The following is an 18,196-nucleotide window of genomic DNA, read 5'->3' on the forward strand; positions in this document are numbered from 1 at the left end:
GCCCTCTATTTGAAGGTGGCGATGGGCAGGAATTTCACCGCGGAGCCGGTGAAGCGGCGGTGATCGGATGTCTGTCCTCGCGGCTGGAATCCATCGAGATAGATCTGCTCCGGCGCTGTGCGGATGAAATTGGCGGCGATGACGGGCGCCGCTGCTGATCCGGTCCCGCCGGCGATGCCGCGACCGGTCAACGCGGCGGGCACAATGACGGCGGTGGTTTCGGGATCGAGACGCGGCTGGACGCGGTCGGCCTTGGGGCTGGTCCTGACGCGATCTTCGGATTTCGGTGCAGGAACCGCGGCGTGCTGGCCGGCCAGCCCATCGAGGCCGTTATCGGGGTGATGCATGGCCAGCAAGGCAGCGACGGCGTCGCCAGATTTGGCTGCATCCGGCTGGTGCGCCGGGCTCGTCTGGCTTTGCGGCCGCCATGTCGGCAAGGGGACGGTGAGCGCCACCATGTCAGGCGCAACGGCCGCTGGAGTGGGATCCGCGCTGGCTATTGCGAATGGTGCGGTTTGCTGGACCGGAATGCTGGCGGTGGTCTCGGCGCGCGGGGCGAAGGCCGGCAACGGCACCGTGTTGGGCGCCATCGCCATGACGATTGCTTCAGGCGTCCTCACCTTTTGCTCGGCGAGTGGTTCTTCAGCCGCACTGGCGGAAGCCACCTGGATGTCCACGCGCTGGGCTGCCTCCGGCGGCACGATGGCAATGCCCTGTCCGGCCGCCTTGGGCTCCACCGATTTGGCCGGCTTGCGTGGCGCCGGCGCCGCTTCGGCGACATCATCGGACTCGTCTGCGCCACCCAAAAGCGTCGCCAGCAGGCCACGCGACTTGCCCTGACCGCCGTCGGCGCTTGCCAGTTCGATGTTGGGCGTGCCGGCGCTCTTGCGCGATTTGTAGGCGGCAAGCGCCTGGCCATAGCCGGGCAGCGGCCTGCCGTCGCTCGGCACATGCAGCGTGTTGCCGTTCGGGAAGACCCTGGCGAGTTCCTGGCGGCTGATGCCCGGCCAATGCCGCACATTGCCGACATCCATATGAATGAAAGGCGAGCCGGAGGTCGGGTAATAGCCAACGCCGCCGCCCTGTATCTTGAGGCCGATGTCGCGCAGCTTCTTCAGCGGCACATCCGGCAGGAAGAAGTCCATCGCGCGGCCAACCATGTGCTGGCTTTCCCGAGCCACGCCCTTCGAGCGGCTGCGCAGCATGGCGTTGGTCGCCGGCGAGCGATAGGCGCTGACCACATGGATATAGGCTGTCGAGCCGCTGGCGCGATAGGCCTGCCAGACGAGGTCGAGCAGGCGCGGGTCCATTCGGGTCGGCTCGTTGCGGCGCCAGTCGCGTAGCATGACATTGATCTTCTTCAATCCCGACTGGTCGTAGCGGCCATTACGCTTGAAGACGATCTCGGCCTTCTCGCCGGTATGGAGATGTTGAATCCGCAAAGCGCGCGTCTCGGCGGACGCGGCGGTGACGCACAGGCAAAGGAACGCGACCACGATGGCCGGCAGCCATGTCCAACGGCGGGAAGCGCCGGGCGCGTTCTGTTCGCTTTCAATCACGTTCATGCCTTGCACATTGTTTCCGTTTCGGGCGATTTGACGTCTTCGCCGGATGCGGAGCCTTGTTTTCGAAGCGCTCGACCCGACAAGCAGGCCTGATCTGGCAGACTTGACCGGGCAGACGAGCATCCGTCCCCGTCCTATCGATGAACAGCATCTTGGTTAATCAATCGTGTCCGTGCCGGGAATGGGCCTTCCCGACAGGGGCGGATTGCCTGAAAGGCGTTCAGCCGATCGCTTCAGCGGAACAGATATTTCGAGACTTCCGGATTGCCGCGCCGCCACATCACATTGTCCAGGAAGTAATGGTGCACGTTGATGAAGATCCACGCGATGAAGAGGAAAAGCGACGAGCCGAGCACTGCCTTGTCGTAGGGAACCAGGTCAATCAGCATCATCGGCACCAGCCAGAAGCCGAGCGCGCCAAGAATTGCGCCAACCACGATGAAGGCCAGCACCCGCAGCCTGTATCGCGGTCCAAGAATGGACAGGATTTGCGATTGCGGCCTCTCGACGGCATCGGCGCGATCGCGCTCGACATTGGTCTGATAGCGCCAGACCACCGCCAGATACTGCAAGGAATGGAGCGCCGGCACCACGAGCAGCCAGAGCGGGTTCAGCGTCACGAACAGGATCCAGGCATAGAGGGACACGACGTAGGCGACGACGCCGTTATAGGGCAGCGCCCCACCATGCTTGCGCCAGCGATTGATGAACATCACGGCGGTTGCCGCCGAGGAGGCGGCAGCGACCGACATGGCGATGGTGAGGAGCCATGGCGGGACCGCGAAGGTGTAGTACTGCAAACCCCAGAATTGCCTTTCGCTGATCACCACATTCGTCTGCAGCCATGCGAACAGCCACACGGCGTAGCCGTTGAACAGCAACACCTTCTTGTCCTGATCGCTGAAGAATTTGCGCTTCAGCACGGCATCCACCATCAGCATGCCGTAGCCTTGCTTGACATAGTGCCAGCCGACGAAAAAGCCCATCGCGTTGGTTGCGTTGCCCAGCAGGCGAGCGTTGCCCGCCAGCGAGCCATAGGCAAAGAAGGCGGTCATGGCCAAGGGGACGACAATGCCGGCGATGATGTAGCGGATCTGGAGGTTGCGGCTGTAACCGTCGCCGCGCACCTTGCGCGCGAAGTTGCGGTAGAAGATCTGGTACGAATGACCGAAATGCGGCTGGTTTATGAGGTGCGAGAGCAGGAACATCGTCAGCGTCACGGCAGCTTCGTACCGGAGCGGCAGAAAATACAGCACCGGCAGGATGACAAGCGCGCTTCCGCCAAGCATGAAAAAGTCGATGAACGGACCAAAGAGATATTTTTGCGGCGTGGCCGCGACCGAGGCTGGGGCATCTGCCGAAAGGTGAAGTGCCATGGTGCCTTCTCCCTGTGATCGTTTATCTGGCCATCGACGCTCAACTTGAACGGGGTTTCACGCAATTCCTGACGACCAAGCTAGGTCGGTACCGTGTGCAGCGAGGCTTTCTCTATGCGTCCGGCAATAGCCCATATGATCAGGGTCGCCAGTACCGAAGCATATCCGTCAATCCCGTAATGCCAAGCCAGTTGGACGGCGCCGAGCTGAATTAGGATCAGAAAGGCGACGCCAGCCCAGCGCAGCAGGCCGCCGAAGCGCCAGAGATAGATGGCATTTAGAGTTGCAATAGCGACGTGCAGCGACGGAAAAGCTGAGATGCCACCGCCCAATCGGGGACCCTTCGAAGTTACATTGGCAAACAGAACCTCCTGCACATGGACAGACCAGACAGGATAGATGGCGTCGATTGTTCGAAGGTGGTTCATCAGCGGAGAAAATGTAGCGTCACCGTAGAAAGGCATGACAAAGGCCGGCCCGACGGACGCAAATATCGTTGCTGCAAGATTTCCCAGCAGTGCCCAGGTCAGGACGTAAGTTACCAGGTATTGCGAACGGATCCGTTGATCTCTGATTGAAAAAATGACGCAAAAAAGCACGATGAACATCACCACCAGCCAAAGACTGTAGACGAAATTCAAGATAAAAATCAGCGGACCGTACCCAAACAAGGGGTGCAATACCAACCATGCATCGACGCCGCCATGGATTGCCCTGTCGATCGCCATGATGGTGGTGTCGGCATAGAATGGCACAATCCTGCTGATACCGCCCTTCAAGCTGGTGAAAAGGGAGAAAAACACCGGCAAGGCCAACACGACCGGAAGGCCTATGATCATCCGGTAAGGCAATTCATAGGCGACCAGCCGGTCCCTCAGCGCGGGGAACAGCCGTGGCGGCCGCTCAAGCATGACGTGTACCGAAATCAAAGCGAACAGGATAACCGTCACGCCTGAGCCAAATAGCAGGAACGGTCGACTGTAGAGTACAAGATCGACTGCGATGGTCCAACGTGCAGCGACGGCGAGCGCTATCAGAACGTAGACAGCCAACGTAACAAGAAACGCCATGTTGGCGTGCCATGCCGTCGAACTGCCGCGAAGTACCGCCCCCACCATTGACATCATTTGGCCATCGACCTGGCACTCTGAAGAAGAAGCAATGCCCCAGCCGTTATGTGAGGCGCCACTTTCGGATTGATTTCTTTTTGATGATTGGTAGCGGTGGCGGTTCGGCGCTGATAGTTGTCGAAGCTGGTTTGTCGGCAACAGCCGCGAACGAGATAGCCACGGCGCCAACGATCAATCCAGCCGTCAGCCAAGCCACTGCCGATCGGTAGTCCGGAACCATATCCAAGCCCTCTATTCGCACATGGACTGCCCGCGTTTCCAACCGTGAGCGGACTGCCAGAATTCAGTTGAGCTGATTCAAGATTCCGGAACTGGTAGCGACCACCAGCGCCGAATAAATCTGCATGGCCATGGCGCAGATGGCAGCTGCCGATATCGGCACGCCGAAGGGTACGACGCCTTTGCGATCCATGTGCTCGACATAATGGCGAAATAGTCCCGCCGGCAGCAAAAATGGGTTCTTGACCAGCGCGGCCGTGGCGATCGCAAAGACCAGCAGCAACACGGAAAAAACGGCAAGGTTGCTTCCGCCAATCAGAAAGGGCGTGACGCTCAACAGCTTCACATCGCCGGCTCCAATCTTGCGCAAGAGCCAGAACGGAAAGAGTGCGGCGAACAGGATGAGACCGCCAAGCGCGCTGATGCCCATCTCGACCCACGAGCCAGTCTGCAAGGAGTGCAACTGCAGCGCGCCAAGTCCGAGGCAAAGCAACAGCAGGACGTCACGATTGGTGATCTTCTGCACGGTGAAATCCGTCCAGGCGATTTTTGCAAGGAGCAGTATGGCTAAGGCTTTGAACAGGAGCGCAGCGGTGAGCAGCATCGGACAGGCTACCGTTCTATGTTCTGCACGCTGGACGACAACAGCTTCAGATTGTTGGCGACGGTCGGATCGTTGGGCGCCAGTTCATAGGCCTTGAGGAAATTCGCGCGTGCATCCTGCAGCTTGCCGCGCAGCAAGTAGGAATAGCCGACATTGTTGTAATATTCGGGTGACGCCCCCATCAGCTTGAAGGCTCGGCCATACGCCCGGTCGGCGAGGTCGAAGCGGTGGATGCGGTCGCACGAAGCGGCCAACCCCATCCAGGCGCCACCATCATTGGGCGCGAGTTGCGTCGCCTTGAAGAACAACGCACCGGCATTGCCGTAATTTTCGGCACGGAACTGGTTCTTGGCTTCGGCCACGGCCTGGTCCGAGGCGTAATATTCGACGTTGCCGACCGTCTTCAATCCATCGAAGGCATCGCCAAAAGACGTCACGTCGCCTTTCGACGGCTCGTTGGTGCGGACGACACCATCTGTGGTGTCCGCGCCATTTGTCTGACAGCCGACAAGCGCCATCATCAGCAGACTGGCTGCGGCTGCGACTGCGAGGCGCATTGGCCCTGTCATTTTATCCCCCAAGAGTCGTCCGACTCTTTTTTAGAATCAAAGCATATATCCATTTAGAAGAAAATGCCCTTCATGCGGATGATCACCGGCAACATGATCACCATCAGCACCACTGGGAAGATGCACAGCCCCAAGGGGATCATCATTTTCACGGGCAGTGAGTTGGCCTTCTCCTCGGCGCTCAGAATCCTCTGTCCCCGCATTTCCTCGCTGTAGACGCGCAATGCATCCGTCAAACTGGTGCCTAGTTCTTCCGATTGCCGGAACAGAACGGCCAACGCCCTTGCCTCTTCAAGCCCGATGCGGTCGGCAAGTTCGCGCAACGCGTCTCGCAGAGGCTTTCCCGCGCGCAGTTGCAAATTCATGATCGCAAGCTGGATGCCCAGCCATTTGTGCGTGCCGGCTAGTTCCGAACCAACGCGCTCGACCGCTGCCTCCAAGCTCATGCCTGCATCGGCGCAGGTGATCATCATATCCATGAAATCCGGGAATCCACGGCGATAGGTTTCCTTCTGCGCGTTCTCGAAACGATCGAGCAGAATGCTAGGGATGACTATGCACCCGAGGCCCAACAGGGCTGCGCCGGCAAGCGCGAAGAACCCTGGCAGATGCGGTGGCAACACTCGCGAGAGGAAAGCATATGCCAGCAAAAATCCCACACACACCGCGGCGAGCCGCGATAAAGTATAGATCAATGGAGCGCTGGGCTTATAAAAGCCGGCGCGAAATAGCTTTGCCTCAAGCGCGCTCGGCTCTTCCCGCTCCTTCTCAATGCTTCGAAAGTATGCGTCGACCGGCCGTTGCGCAGCGATCTTGGCCAACTCGTCCTGACCCGCGAGTGAGCGCGGATCGACCGCGCCTTCGCCCATCAGGCTTCGCGCGACCAGCTTTCGCGTCTGCAGGGCTGGCAAGAAGACGAGCCCGCCAAACAGGAAAAGCGCCACCGCAGCCACGAAGACCGCGGTGGAGACCAGAAAGCCCAGGTCGTTGAGGTTCGAGAGCAGGTTGATGGCAGGCTCCTCAAAAGTCGAAATTGACCATCCGATACATGATGTAGTCGCCCAGCAGAGCCCAGACGCCAAAGCCCAAGAACACGGGCATAATCATCGGGTCGTGCCACACCTTGCCATAGTAGGCCGGGGCAGTGACCTGAAGAATCAGGAACATCACGATTGGAAACAGCGAGATGATCCAGGCCGACACCCGCCCCTCGGACGAAAGCGCCCTGATTTTCATTCGCAACTTCTGCCGCTCCCTCAGAACCGAAGAAAGATTAGCGAGGATTTCGGTGAGATTACCGCCTGTCTTGGACTGGATGGAGAGCGCTATCGAAAGCAGGTGAAGCCCCTCGAATCCGACTCGCTGGGACAGTTTTCGCACGGCTTGCTCGATGCTCAGGCCAAAGGTGATTTCGTCGGACACAATGCCGAATTCCGTCCCCAGTGGATCAGGCATCTCGCGCGCCACGAGGCCAACCGCCACCGAGGCTGGATGTCCGGCGCGCAACGAACGCACGATCATGTCGAGTGCGTTCGGAAGTTGCTTGGCGAATTTCTGTATTCGCTTGCCGCGGGCGCGGCGAAGCACGAGGAGAGGCAACACAAACCCGACGAACAGAAACTCGATGAGCGCTACTACGCCCGATAACCGGAAGACAAACGACAGCAGCAGCGCCAACGCGAGCCCGGCACAGATGAATATGCCGGCAAAGGTGAGCGGGTTTCCGGTGATGCCGGACTGGGTGTAGAGCCTGTTCAGGCCGATCATCCCAAAAATAAAGTCACCGGATTCCGTCAATCCGCGCTCGCGCAGCAGGTTTTGCAAGGTTCGTTCGGCCGGAACTTCGTCAGACAACCGCCTCAAGCGGCGATTGATGGCGCCCACCGCCGCTCGACGTCCGGCAAAGGAAAGATAGAGAGCCTCGCCGGCGAGGATGACCGATGCTGCCGCAAGGGCATAGATAAAGTAAAGCAGTTCCTGGCCGGTGAGCATCACAGGGCAACCTGCGGGTTGAAGGCGTCCTTGGCGAAATGGTGCCCTAGCGTTGCTGCTTCCGTTGCAAATCTCGGCCTCACGCCTGTGGCACGAAAATCGCCGATAATCGCGCCGTCGGCGCCGACGTCGCGCCGGACGAAATGGTAGATTTCCTGGAGCTGCACGACATTGCCCTCCATCCCGGTGATTTCCGAGATTGATGTCACGCGCCTGCCGCCGTCGGACAGCCGTTGTGTCTGCACGATGATGTCGATGGCCGAAGCAATCTGCGCGCGAATGGAGTCGTGGGTCATCGGCATGCCGGCCATGCCCACCATCTGCTCCAGCCGTGAGATCCCATCGCGCGGGGTGTTGGCGTGGATGGTGGTCATCGAGCCTTCGTGACCGGTGTTCATTGCCTGCAGCATGTCGAACGCTTCCTCGCCGCGCACCTCGCCGACGATGATGCGGTCGGGCCGCATGCGCAGCGCGTTCTTGACCAGTTCACGCTGGCGAACCTCGCCTTTGCCTTCGACACTGGGAGGGCGTGTCTCCAGCCGGCCGACATGCGGCTGCTGCAGTTGCAGTTCCGCCGCATCCTCGATGGTGATCAGGCGTTCCCTGGATGGGATGTAGCTCGACAGCGCATTGAGCAAGGTCGTCTTGCCGCTGCCGGTGCCGCCGGAAACCAGGATCGACTTGCGTGCCTGAACGGCGATCCGCAGCAGATCGATCATCGGCTGCTTGATCGAATTGAGCGCCATCAGGCGTTCGAGCGAGTATGGATTTTTCGAGAACTTGCGGATAGAGACCAGCGGGCCATCCACTGAAATAGGCCGCACCGCGATGTTGACGCGAGAACCGTCCTCGAGCCGGGCGTCGACCATCGGCGACGATTCATCGACGCGGCGGCCAATGGCGGAGACGATCTTGTTGATGATGCGCAGCAGATGCGCCTCGTCACGAAAACGGATGGCCGTCTCCTCAACCAGGCCCCGCCGTTCAATAAAGACGCGCTTGTGGGTGTTGATCATTATGTCGGTAATGGTGTCGTCCTTGAGCAACGGCTCGATCGGCCCGAGCCCTAGCATCTCGTCGGCGGTATCGCTGGTCAGTTGATCGAGTTCGCGTGCATTCAACGGCACATTTCGATTTCGGACGAATTCGCGAACGATCGGACGGATCTCATTCAGGATCTCATCCTTGGAGGCACTTTCAAGAGCGGTCAGATTGAAACGATCGATGAGGTGGCGATGAAGCTCGACCTTGAGCGTCAGAAAACCGTCCCCTTGGGACTCGATGTCGGCAGCTGGCGAAAGGGCCGGCGCAACAGGCAGCACCGCCAACGATTCGACCTTAGTGGCTGTCGGCTGTTCGCTCGCCCCCTTGATAAATCGCCCCAGCATAATGGCCTATGCTCCCCTTCGACGCATATTAGTTGAAACTAAACATTAACCACATGCGGCACAAGCGCCCTAACGCCTGCGCGCGGTCAATACTTTCAACATAGTTAAGGACCGTCGCCGGAAAATATCGTTTTTATTTCAGCCCCTGCGCCACTCGGACATCGTGGTGATTTAAGCTGTGGAGCATTCCGCAACCCTTGCGTGCTTTGGGCATCTGGCGATCCGGCAACCTTCCCCTAACCCCTTAGATATAAAGGAATATGCTATATGGCTAAAGTAGTGATAGCTTGATTAGCTCGGCGACACAATTGTGAACGAATGGTTAAGAGCGCTTGAAAAATTAGACGAATCAAGCTCTTGCTGGAATTTAACGGCGCCGCGAACTCGCAAGTTGATGTATTGGAAAGTTAAGGAACCATTAATCCCGTTTGACTCCGCAAATTCTCGAGACCTAGGATCGAGATGACGGGGGATGCTTGGGTATGGGGTTCATCCTTGGCTCTGTCTCGTCGGGTTCAAACCTCCAAAGGGAGAAATTGACATGAAGAAGCTCATGACGATGACCCGGCAGTTCCGCGACGACGAAAACGGCGCTGCTATGGTCGAATATTCCATCCTGGTCGGCATCATCGCTGCAGCGTCGCTGCTCGCGATCCTCGCCATCGGCGGCTGGGTTGGCGATCAGTTCACCGGCCTTTGCGCAAATCTGAATAACAAGGGCGTCAGCGCTACCGGCACCGGCACCGGTTCTTGCTCGCCGTAACCAAATACTTCTGGGTCGGGATCGTTCGATCCCGACCCAAGCTTCTGCATCAGAAAGAGACTAGCATCGCCCGTGGGGGGCGATTTGGGGTGGGAAGATGCGTGCCAATACTCTCATCATGATTGTTCTCGCCGGCGTGTTCGGCGTCCTGGCGGTGGTGCTTGCCAATATCTGGCTGGCCGGTCAGCGCAGTGCGATGGCGCAGTCGAACGGCACCCTACGCGACACGGTCGTGGTGGCGGCAATGCCGCTGAAATTCGGCGACGCTCTGAGCGCCGACAAACTGCGCGAAATTCCCTGGCCGGCAGGCGCGATACCAGCGGGAGCGTTCAAGACGACAAAGGATGCCCTGGCCGGCGAAGGCACGAGGCAGGCGCTCCAAGCGATTAGCGTCAACGAACCTATCCTCACCAGCAAGATTACAGGCCCAGGCCAGCGCGCCACGCTTTCGGCAGTGCTCGGCGACGGCATGAAAGCCGTTTCCATTAGGGTCAATGATGTGCTCGGCGTCGCCGGCTTTGTCTTCCCGGGCGACCGGGTCGACATACTTTTGACACGCACGGTGCGTGGCGACGACGGCGCCGACAAGAGTTTTGTCGATGTGTTGCTGCAGAGCATGAAAGTGCTCGCCATCGACCAGGTGGCCGATGTCAGCAAGGACAACCCGACAGTGGTCAAGTCCGTAACGCTCGAAGCCAGCACCAAGGACGCGCAGAAGCTGACCCTCGCTGCTGGCGCCGGCCAGTTGTCGCTGGCGCTTCGCCAGGCCGCGGCCAGCAAGGGCGAGACGACCGAACGTGTGACGCTCTCTGATCTGACCGGCGATACGCCTGACGATGTCGCCAAAAGGCAGGCCGAGCTCGACAAGAAGGCAGCGGCGGAAGCCGCGGCTGCCGAGGAGCGCAAGCGCGCGGATGACAAGATTGCCGGACTGACCCAGGCTGTTGAGAAAGTGGGAAGTCGCCTTGACGAGTTGGGCAAGGTCAAGCCGGCTCCGGCCGTGGCATCAGCGCCGGAAGTACGCGAAGTCGTCAAGGAAGTGGTCAAGTTTGTGCAGCCGGAACCGCCGAAGAACGTGTCCGTAGGCGTGTTTCGGGGGGTGAAGCTCGAGACATATGACGTACCGCGACAACCATGATAAGATACGGCTAATGACGTGGGGCTGCCAGCGGTAGCAGCAGTGGGGAGACGGGGATGCAGGGGTTTTGCGTAAGGTTGGCTGCGGCCGCGTTGTCCTGTCTGGCGCCGTTGTTGCTAACGAGCGTTGCGGCCGGTGCGGCCGACCGATTCATCGACGTGTCGAACCCCAGCGTCCATCGTATTTTCCTGCCGGTGTCGCAATCGGTGACGATCCAGGTGAGCGCCAATCTGGGCGATATCGTCGTCGGCGACGAGAAGGTCGCCGATGCCCAGCCTATGACCGACCGCACGCTCTATGTCATCGGCAAGGGCGCTGGCACCACCACGGTCAATCTGTTCTCACCTGAAAAGCGCTCGCTCGGCGTCATCCAGATCGAGGTCGGCCTCGACGTAAGCGACATGGCGCAGGCGATCCGCCAGGTGGCGCCACGGGCGCGCATCGAAATCGGTTCGATCAATGGCAGGGTCAGGCTTGGCGGCCACGTCAAGGATGGCGCCACGCTGGCGGCGATCATGGAAGTGGCGCAGCAATATGGTCCCGACGCTATCATCAACTCCGTCACCGTGGATGACAGCCAGCAGGTCAACCTCGAAGTGCGCGTGCTGGAAGCCAAGCGCAACGCCGGCCGCGACCTTGGTGTCTCGATCAGGAGCACGAACAGCAGGGGGACGACCCGAACCGGGACGGGCGTTGCGGCTGTCGACAGTGACAATGTGGTGCTCGGACCGGGCGATCTGCTCTCCGGCCTGCTCTCAAACAGCAACCCGTTTGCAGCACTGATCACCCGCGTCATCGACAGCAACATCAAGGTCGATCTGATCATCGAGGCGCTTGAGGCCAAAGGCGTGGTGCGCACGCTGGCCGAGCCCAACCTCACCACGCTTTCCGGCGAGCCGGCCAGCTTCAACGCCGGCGGCCAGGTGCCGATCCGCAGCGTCGATGCGAATGGCCAGGTCCAAGTCGAGTTCAAGCAGTTCGGCGTCAATCTCCAGTTCACCCCGGTCGTGCTCGCCGACGACAAGATCCATATGAAGCTGTCGCCTGAAGTGAGCGACCTGACCGGCTTCACCACTGCAGGCGACCCGATCTTCACCAACCGCAAACTCGACACCGTTGTTGAGTTGCGCGACGGCCAAAGTTTCGCCGTCGGCGGACTTCTGTCCACCAAGACCACCAAGTTGCAGAACCAGGTGCCGTGGCTCGGCCAAGTGCCGGTGATCGGCACGCTGTTCCGCAATTCGAGCAACCAGAAGGAAGAAACCGAGCTGGTCGTCATTGTCACCCCGCACATCGTGCGGCCGGTGAAGCCCGGCGAACAGCTGGCGACGCCGTTCGACAAGACGCGGCCCGCCAACGATCCGGAATTCTTCGTGCTCGGTCAGCTCGAGGTCAACAAGGACATGATCCGCAAATATGAGACGGGCGACGGTGTCACCGGCCCCTATGGCCACATGCTCGACTTTAAATCGAAGGACAAGATGCTCTATGTCAAGAAATAGCGCCTTGATCCTCATTCTGTGCGCCGGTGGGCTTTCGGGCTGCGCCGCGGACTATCTGAACCACTACGACTCGGTGACCCTGGCCGCCGGCGACACGCAGAAATACAATTCGCTGCTGCAGACCGTCGATCCGCTCAATCCGGCTTCGAAGAACACGCATATCGAAGGCGACGGCACGCGCGCTGCACTTGTTGCGCACAACTACAAATTTCCGCCGCCGCCACCACCGCCGCCGGCGATTACGGTCAATGTCGGTGGGTCCGGTGTGACGACGTCGCAGTGAACTGAACGGAAGGATGCGGAGGGCGCCGGGCATGCGAGGGCCCTTGGTGCAAGAAAGCAGAGAGTAAGGTCATGTTGGGGACCATTCGTGCCTTCTGGAACGATCAACGCGGCATAGCGATGATCCTGGTGGCGATCATGTTGCCTGTGCTTATCGGCTTTGCTCTGCTCGCCATCGATATGAGCCGGGCCAACGGGCTTCACAATGATCTCCAGAAGGGCGTGGATGCATACGCACTCGCGGCTGCCGCCGAGTTGGACGGCAATGTCGACGCGATCACACGAGCCAACCGTGCAATCGACAATCTCCTGACCAACAGTACCAAGTTTTCAACTTCGGATAATCACACGCTGGTGCGCGCCGATCTGACCATCACATACCTGTCGGGTATACCTGCCAGCGACAGCACTATGTTGAGCGCCGCAGGCGTCGAGCCCGGCGGCAAAAACTGGAGCACCACCGACCCCAAGCTGGCCAAGTTCGCTGAAGTAACGGTGAACCCATCCGGTGTAGCGGATGGCGCGGGAGCCTTCGCGACGATCTTCCCTGCGAGCTTCATCGGCAGCAAGGACACGATAGACATACAGCCACAGGCAGTAGCTGGATTCACCAATGCGTTGTGCCAATTCACCCCGATGTTCATCTGCAATCCATATACAAGTCTGGGTGCATTGCAGACGGCGCTGACAGGAACCACCAAGCCCATGATCTGGCTCAAGGAGCAGCAGGGCGGAAACAATGCGCAATACGGCCCGGGCAACTATGGCTTCCTGACAACCCCGGAAGGCGACAAGTCGACGCAAAAACTGACGGAGATGTTTGCCGTAACCAGTCCTCCGGCCTGCTTTGGCCAGAGCGGCGTCACAACCCGCCCCGGCACTATCCCTCCGGTAAACGACGGCATCAATACGCGGTTCGACATCTATCCTGGCGGGAATAGCGGCAAACTGGTGCCGGCCACGGCTCCACCAGCTCCGAATGTCCGAAAGGGCATGGTTGCCAAGAATGCAGGCAAAAACAACTGCAGCTATACCGCGCCCAGCAACGGACAAGCGAGCAGCTACAAGGCACTGCCACGGGACAATTGTTTCTACCAAACGGGCGCGGGAGCTTGTACGCAGGCGGGGGTTCTAGGCGACGGAACGTGGGATTTCGATACCACTGCAACGAGCTATTGGAAGGTGAACCATCCGGGTGCGACAGCACAAGCAAAGGCAGCCTTGCTGACAAAATGCGGTGCTTCGCCGAGCCGTTATTGTGTCTACCAATATGAGGCTAGCAATCTCAATATGGTTAGCGGATCCGAGAAAACGGCGCCGCAATGCAACAACACGACGCAGCCTGTCGACAGGCGGCTGATTTATGTCGCGGTTATTGACTGCGTTGCCAATACGGTCAAAGGCGGCAACCAGACCTTGCCGGTGCAGGCATTTGCCAGCGTGTTCGTGACTGAGCCAGCGGGCGGGCCACCTAACGCCGACATCTATGGCGAGATCGAGGATATCAGCACGGTCGTGGGCCAAGGCACGCTGAAGAAGCTTCAGCGTAACGAAGCTCAATTGTATCGATAGCGCCATGCTGATCATGCTTAGGCAAATGATCCGGAAATTCCACCAGGACGACAAAGGCGCCGCCCTGGTCGAGGTCGCGATCACCGTTCCCTTGGTGCTGCTGCTGTCGGCGGGCGTGTTTGAATTCTCCAACATCCTGAACACACGCCTGCTGCTGGCAGCTGGCGTGGAGGACGGGGCTCGCTATATGGCGCGCTGCAGCGACAGCAACTGGAACAATTGCGTTACGTTGGGGACAAATCTCGCCGTGAACGGCGTCACCGTCGGCGGCAGCGCCAGGGTCACGGGATGGACCACGCCAGAAGTCAACGTCACCGTGACCCATACGCAGGCGGTCGACGGCAGTGGAAACCAGCTCTACCTGAGCAACACGGGCAACGTGGACGTCGTTAAGGTCAGCACCACGCTGCCCTACAGCGGCGTCGTGTTTTGGGATTTTCTGGGTTTTGGAACGATCGACATCACCGTATCGCATCAGGAGCGCGTCTTCGGATGGTAACGGAGAAAAGAAGATTCGGAGTGGAGCAGTCGGGCACTACGATGGTCGAAATGGCCATCGCCATGCCATTGCTGCTCACCCTTGTGCTCGGGTTTGTCGACTTCGGATACGCCTACTACCAGTGGAACGCAGGTAACAAGGCCGTGCAGGCCGGAGCGCGGCTGGCGCAGATATCCACACCCATCGCCGTCGGGCTTCCGCTGGAAGCGAAAACGCCCAGTGATTCCCTGCTTGTGGGAACAGCAGTCCCGGCCGGCACGTATGATTATGTCTGCACTGCAAGCGCAGCAGGCGTCGCTTGTTGCAGTATCGGAGCAGGCATGTGTCTTCCCGCAAATGCGAGCCAGGCCTCGTTCGATGCGATTTATAACGGCACGGCCAACCGTGCCGGAATGCTTGACTTCCTGCCGATGCTGGAGAAGTCGCAGGTGCGGATAGAATATGCCGCCTCTGGCCTCGGTTACTGGACGCGACCCAATGGGCCGGTGCCGACAATCACGGTCAGCATCACCAATCATCCCTTCCAGTTCTTCTTCCTGGGCGGACTGCTCGGGTTCGGAACCATCACCATGCCCTCCATGCTGAGCACGGTCACGGGCGAAGACATGAAGAGCACCTTTCCATGAACGCCATCAACACCAAGGTTACGCCGACCAAGCGAAAGCAGGTGGCGCTGTTCTCTTCGGATCCGAATTTCAAGCGCGATGTCGCGACGCGGCTCGATGCGCTGGCGATCTATGATGTCCGGATTTCCGAGACGGATGATTTTCTCAAAGGCCCTCCGGCCGATACGCGCCCCGGCATCGTCATCCTCGATCTCGGCGGTGGCGATTTGCTCGGCAGAGCCGGCATCGTCGAGGCCCGCGCGCTGTGGGCTTCCGTGCCGCTGATCGCGGTTTCCGACGAACTGACGTCGGAACAGACGCGCGTTTTGGTGCGCATGAACGCCTCGGACTGGCTGCACAAGCCACTCGACGGCAAGGAACTGCTCAATGCGGTGACCTTCCACGATACCGGCAACCAGGGCACCAAAAGCCGGATCATCACCTTCATCAGCGCCAGCGGCGGCGCCGGCGCCACGACGCTGGCGCTGTCGGCGGCCGAATTCCTGGCCACGAAATCGGCTGAGCGCGCGGCTTCGACCTGCCTGGTCGATCTCGATTTCCAGAGCGCCAATTGCGGCGCCTATATCAACCAGTTCAACCAGTTCGACCTGACGGGCATCATCGCTCAGCCGGAAAGGCTCGATGTCGAGCTGATGGATGTGATCAAGCTGACGCGCCCGTCCGGTCTTACCCTCTATGCGTTCGAGAGGCCGCAACTGCCCTTCGAGCCGCGCGGCAGCGATTTCGTCTTCCGGCTTCTGGACCTCGTCGCCTACCGGTTCGACGACATCGTCATCGACCTGCCCAATATCGAAACGCCCTGGCACAATTCGGTGCTTTCGACCAGCGACGAGATCTTCATCGTCTTCGAGCTCAACGTCGCTTCGCTGCGGCAAGGCAAGCGGCTCTACAAGAAGATCCGCGAGCTGCGCGGCAATGCGGTCAGCATCACGCTCGTCGCCAACAAGCACAAGCGCAAATGGTTCGGGAACCATTTTTCGCGCAGCGAGCTCGAGAAGATCTTCAAGGCGCCACACATCAAATCGGTGGCGCTGGACAACGCTCTTCTGACCGATGCCTTGAACCGCGCGATCCTACCCTCCGAAGTGGATGGCCGGGCGCGCTTCAACAAGGATTTGAAGAAGATGTTCAAAGAGCGGCTTGATGACGCTGCCAAGTAGATATCGGATCGCCCCAGGGCTGGCCGGCGCTTGCGTGCTCAGCCTGGCGCTGGTGCTGTCCGCCCAAGGCTCCGCTCAGGCGCGGTCGGGACTTTCGGACCGGCCGCCGTTGCCGGCAATGGGGCCGAGCCTGCGCAAGGCCGTTGCTTTCGCAACCACCGAGCAGCCGGGAACGATCATCATCCGCAAGAACGAGAAGGCGCTTTACCTGGTGACCCGCCAGGGCCAGGCGCTGCGCTATCAGATCAGCGTCGGGCGTGACGGATTTGGCTGGACCGGGGTGGTGAAGGTCGGGGCCAAGACGGAATGGCCGCAGTGGCGCCCGCCCCGAGAAATGCGCGCCCGCCAGCCGGAGCTGCCGGAGCTGGTGCCTTCGGGCCCGTACAACCCGCTCGGCGCGCGGGCGCTGTATCTGCTTCGGGACGGACGCGACACGCTCTATCGCATCCATGGCACCAATGATCCCTCAGGTGTCGGCTTCGACGGTACGTCGGGCTGCTTTCGCCTTACCAACACGGATGTGATCGATCTTTTCAAGCGCGTGCCTGTGGGCACCAAGGTGGTGGTTCAATGACAACGATCAGCGATCCAGACGTACCGACTGTAGCCGCCGAGCCGCTTGAACCGCAGCTGCTCGACAGGGATGCGAGCCGGTCGCGGCTGGCCGTCGTGGTCGGCGTCGGATTGACGCTGTTTGCCGTCCTGAATGCCACGGCCGCCGTCTATCTCTACCGGGGCATCAACGACCTGCGCACCGTGGAGGGGGCGTCTCGAAGAACTCGGTACGTTCGAGCAACGGATCGTTGCCCGGCTCGACACGGTCAACAACGGCTTTCAGAGCCGGTTCGAAAAACTGGACAGCCAGTTGCAGGGCAGTTTCAACGAAGTCAACGGCAACATAGCCCGGTTGGAACAGAACCTTCCATTGGCCGGCGACGCCGGCGTCTCGAGCGCACCGGAACCCGTCGTCACGACGAGTACAGTGGCGGAGGCGTCTCCTGATACCGAAGTCGCGGCCGAACCCACAATTATCGATACACCGCGGCCCCCAAAGAGGAGGGTTGCCGCCGCGCCCCCTGCCCCTAATCCGGGCTACCAGCGAACGGAAACGCCGGACGGCAAGGTTTACTATCGCAAGATCAATTGAAAGAGGCGGGATGAATGCGGGCGAGATTGGCGCCCTCTCGAATGCCCCGCCAGCTGGACTAGAAGTCGCGCCGCAAAGCAATAAGGCGCACTGCCAAGGTTTCGCCATGCTGCCGGGCTTCGCGAAGGAACGCGACATGACAGTAAGCGCAGGCGGCAAAGCCCAGAACGAGCACCAGGCTGTTCTGCCAAGTAAAATCGACCTTCAGTGCGAATTGGAGGCCGTTGGACATCGGAATTGCCGCGAGCGTGCTCGCCGTCTCCGAATGACTGCTGGAAGCGATCATGAGCCCGGCGAATAGCAGGGCAACGTGGTTGGCCAGGAAGAAGGCGGTCGCCCGCTTCATGTGGCAAGCGTGCCAGCACACCATTGCCGCCGTAACCAGGATGACGGCATCCAGGCCCATTGAGCCGCCGAGATCCAGGTTGATCTGTTGCCAGAACATCGCCGACAAGGGGCGCAGTTCAAGCCATATCCTCCACATGGCAGGGCTGGCGGGATAGGCTCCGAGCAGCATGGTCGATATCCGTTCGCACGCCAGAATCATCAGGATGAGAGCTGGAAAAGCGAAGAGTAATATCGGCCTGCGCTTCATTTTATCCTCGAGAATCTGGCATCAGCATAGATCGCAAAGATTGCGCGAGGCTTAACGCAAAAGCGCCAC

Annotated in this window: 19 protein-coding genes; 10 read left to right on the top strand and 9 right to left on the bottom strand. The window is 59.8% G+C overall.

The genetic code is table 11. The features are described 5' to 3' along the window. Nucleotides 1-5: 5 nt before the first annotated feature. From AC56QX_RS00400 to AC56QX_RS00435, 8 genes are all read right to left on the bottom strand, one after another. A complete protein-coding gene (locus AC56QX_RS00400) occupies nucleotides 6-1,565 on the bottom strand; it encodes a peptidoglycan L,D-endopeptidase MepK (protein ID WP_497113175.1) in 1,560 nt (519 codons plus the stop codon). 233 nt (nucleotides 1,566-1,798) lie between these two features. Further along, a complete protein-coding gene (locus AC56QX_RS00405) occupies nucleotides 1,799-2,941 on the bottom strand; it encodes a hypothetical protein (RefSeq protein WP_497113176.1) in 1,143 nt (380 codons plus the stop codon). 80 nt (nucleotides 2,942-3,021) lie between these two features. Further along, nucleotides 3,022-4,239 (bottom strand): phosphatase PAP2 family protein, encoded by a 1,218-nt coding sequence (locus AC56QX_RS00410; protein ID WP_497113177.1) that lies wholly within the window; start codon nucleotides 4,237-4,239, stop codon nucleotides 3,022-3,024. A 115-nt stretch (nucleotides 4,240-4,354) separates the two neighbouring features. Continuing rightward, nucleotides 4,355-4,894 (bottom strand): prepilin peptidase, encoded by a 540-nt coding sequence (locus AC56QX_RS00415; RefSeq protein ID WP_497113178.1) that lies wholly within the window; start codon nucleotides 4,892-4,894, stop codon nucleotides 4,355-4,357. A gap of 8 nt (nucleotides 4,895-4,902) precedes the next feature. Further along, nucleotides 4,903-5,451, bottom strand: coding sequence for a tetratricopeptide repeat protein (locus tag AC56QX_RS00420; RefSeq protein WP_497113179.1), 549 nt, complete (start codon nucleotides 5,449-5,451; stop codon nucleotides 4,903-4,905). Nucleotides 5,452-5,516: 65 nt separating this feature from the next. Next, a complete protein-coding gene (locus tag AC56QX_RS00425; protein ID WP_497118055.1) occupies nucleotides 5,517-6,467 on the bottom strand; it encodes a type II secretion system F family protein in 951 nt (316 codons plus the stop codon). 16 nt (nucleotides 6,468-6,483) lie between these two features. Next, nucleotides 6,484-7,455: a type II secretion system F family protein gene (locus AC56QX_RS00430; protein ID WP_497113180.1), complete on the bottom strand. Its 972-nt coding sequence runs from the start codon at nucleotides 7,453-7,455 to the stop codon at nucleotides 6,484-6,486. Further along, nucleotides 7,455-8,843 carry a TadA family conjugal transfer-associated ATPase gene (locus AC56QX_RS00435; protein WP_497113182.1) on the bottom strand — a complete coding sequence of 463 codons (1,389 nt, stop codon included), beginning with the start codon at nucleotides 8,841-8,843 and terminating at the stop codon, nucleotides 7,455-7,457. Before AC56QX_RS00435 ends, AC56QX_RS00430 begins: the two co-directional genes overlap by 1 nt. Before the next feature lie 541 nt (nucleotides 8,844-9,384). Between AC56QX_RS00435 and AC56QX_RS00440 the strand changes: the two genes are divergently transcribed. The 10 genes from AC56QX_RS00440 to AC56QX_RS00485 all read left to right on the top strand — a co-directional run bounded on the left by AC56QX_RS00440 (nucleotide 9,385) and on the right by AC56QX_RS00485 (nucleotide 17,532). Then, nucleotides 9,385-9,606 carry a Flp family type IVb pilin gene (locus AC56QX_RS00440; protein ID WP_497113183.1) on the top strand — a complete coding sequence of 74 codons (222 nt, stop codon included), beginning with the start codon at nucleotides 9,385-9,387 and terminating at the stop codon, nucleotides 9,604-9,606. A 97-nt stretch (nucleotides 9,607-9,703) separates the two neighbouring features. Next, on the top strand, nucleotides 9,704-10,744 hold the full coding sequence (gene cpaB / locus AC56QX_RS00445) for a Flp pilus assembly protein CpaB (protein ID WP_497113184.1): 1,041 nt from the start codon (nucleotides 9,704-9,706) through the stop codon (nucleotides 10,742-10,744). A gap of 56 nt (nucleotides 10,745-10,800) precedes the next feature. Then, nucleotides 10,801-12,246, top strand: a complete 1,446-nt coding sequence (locus AC56QX_RS00450; RefSeq protein ID WP_497113185.1) for a type II and III secretion system protein family protein — start codon at nucleotides 10,801-10,803, stop codon at nucleotides 12,244-12,246. Nucleotides 12,247-12,250: 4 nt separating this feature from the next. After that, the gene (locus AC56QX_RS00455) at nucleotides 12,251-12,529 is read left to right on the top strand and encodes a hypothetical protein (protein WP_497113186.1); all 279 of its coding nucleotides are present in this window, start codon (nucleotides 12,251-12,253) and stop codon (nucleotides 12,527-12,529) included. 71 nt (nucleotides 12,530-12,600) lie between these two features. Then, the gene (locus AC56QX_RS00460; protein ID WP_497113187.1) at nucleotides 12,601-14,100 is read left to right on the top strand and encodes a TadE/TadG family type IV pilus assembly protein; all 1,500 of its coding nucleotides are present in this window, start codon (nucleotides 12,601-12,603) and stop codon (nucleotides 14,098-14,100) included. Between the two features lie 4 nt (nucleotides 14,101-14,104). Further along, on the top strand, nucleotides 14,105-14,599 hold the full coding sequence (locus AC56QX_RS00465; RefSeq protein WP_497113190.1) for a TadE/TadG family type IV pilus assembly protein: 495 nt from the start codon (nucleotides 14,105-14,107) through the stop codon (nucleotides 14,597-14,599). 41 nt (nucleotides 14,600-14,640) lie between these two features. After that, nucleotides 14,641-15,225, top strand: a complete 585-nt coding sequence (locus AC56QX_RS00470) for a TadE family protein (protein ID WP_497113191.1) — start codon at nucleotides 14,641-14,643, stop codon at nucleotides 15,223-15,225. Next, a complete protein-coding gene (locus AC56QX_RS00475) occupies nucleotides 15,222-16,385 on the top strand; it encodes a CpaE/TadZ family protein (protein ID WP_497113194.1) in 1,164 nt (387 codons plus the stop codon). Before AC56QX_RS00470 ends, AC56QX_RS00475 begins: the two co-directional genes overlap by 4 nt. Beyond that, nucleotides 16,369-16,959, top strand: coding sequence for a L,D-transpeptidase (locus AC56QX_RS00480; RefSeq protein ID WP_497113195.1), 591 nt, complete (start codon nucleotides 16,369-16,371; stop codon nucleotides 16,957-16,959). The genes AC56QX_RS00475 and AC56QX_RS00480 overlap by 17 nt, the downstream gene beginning before the upstream one ends. Nucleotides 16,960-17,091: 132 nt before the next feature. Further along, on the top strand, nucleotides 17,092-17,532 hold the full coding sequence (locus tag AC56QX_RS00485) for a hypothetical protein (RefSeq protein WP_497113196.1): 441 nt from the start codon (nucleotides 17,092-17,094) through the stop codon (nucleotides 17,530-17,532). 58 nt (nucleotides 17,533-17,590) lie between these two features. Here AC56QX_RS00485 and AC56QX_RS00490 read toward each other — a convergent pair whose 3' ends face one another. Then, entirely contained in the window at nucleotides 17,591-18,127 is a 537-nt protein-coding gene (locus tag AC56QX_RS00490; RefSeq protein WP_497113197.1) for a hypothetical protein, read from the bottom strand. Nucleotides 18,128-18,196: the final 69 nt, after the last annotated feature.

It is taken from the genome of Mesorhizobium sp. RCAM 06353 (assembly GCF_059683585.1).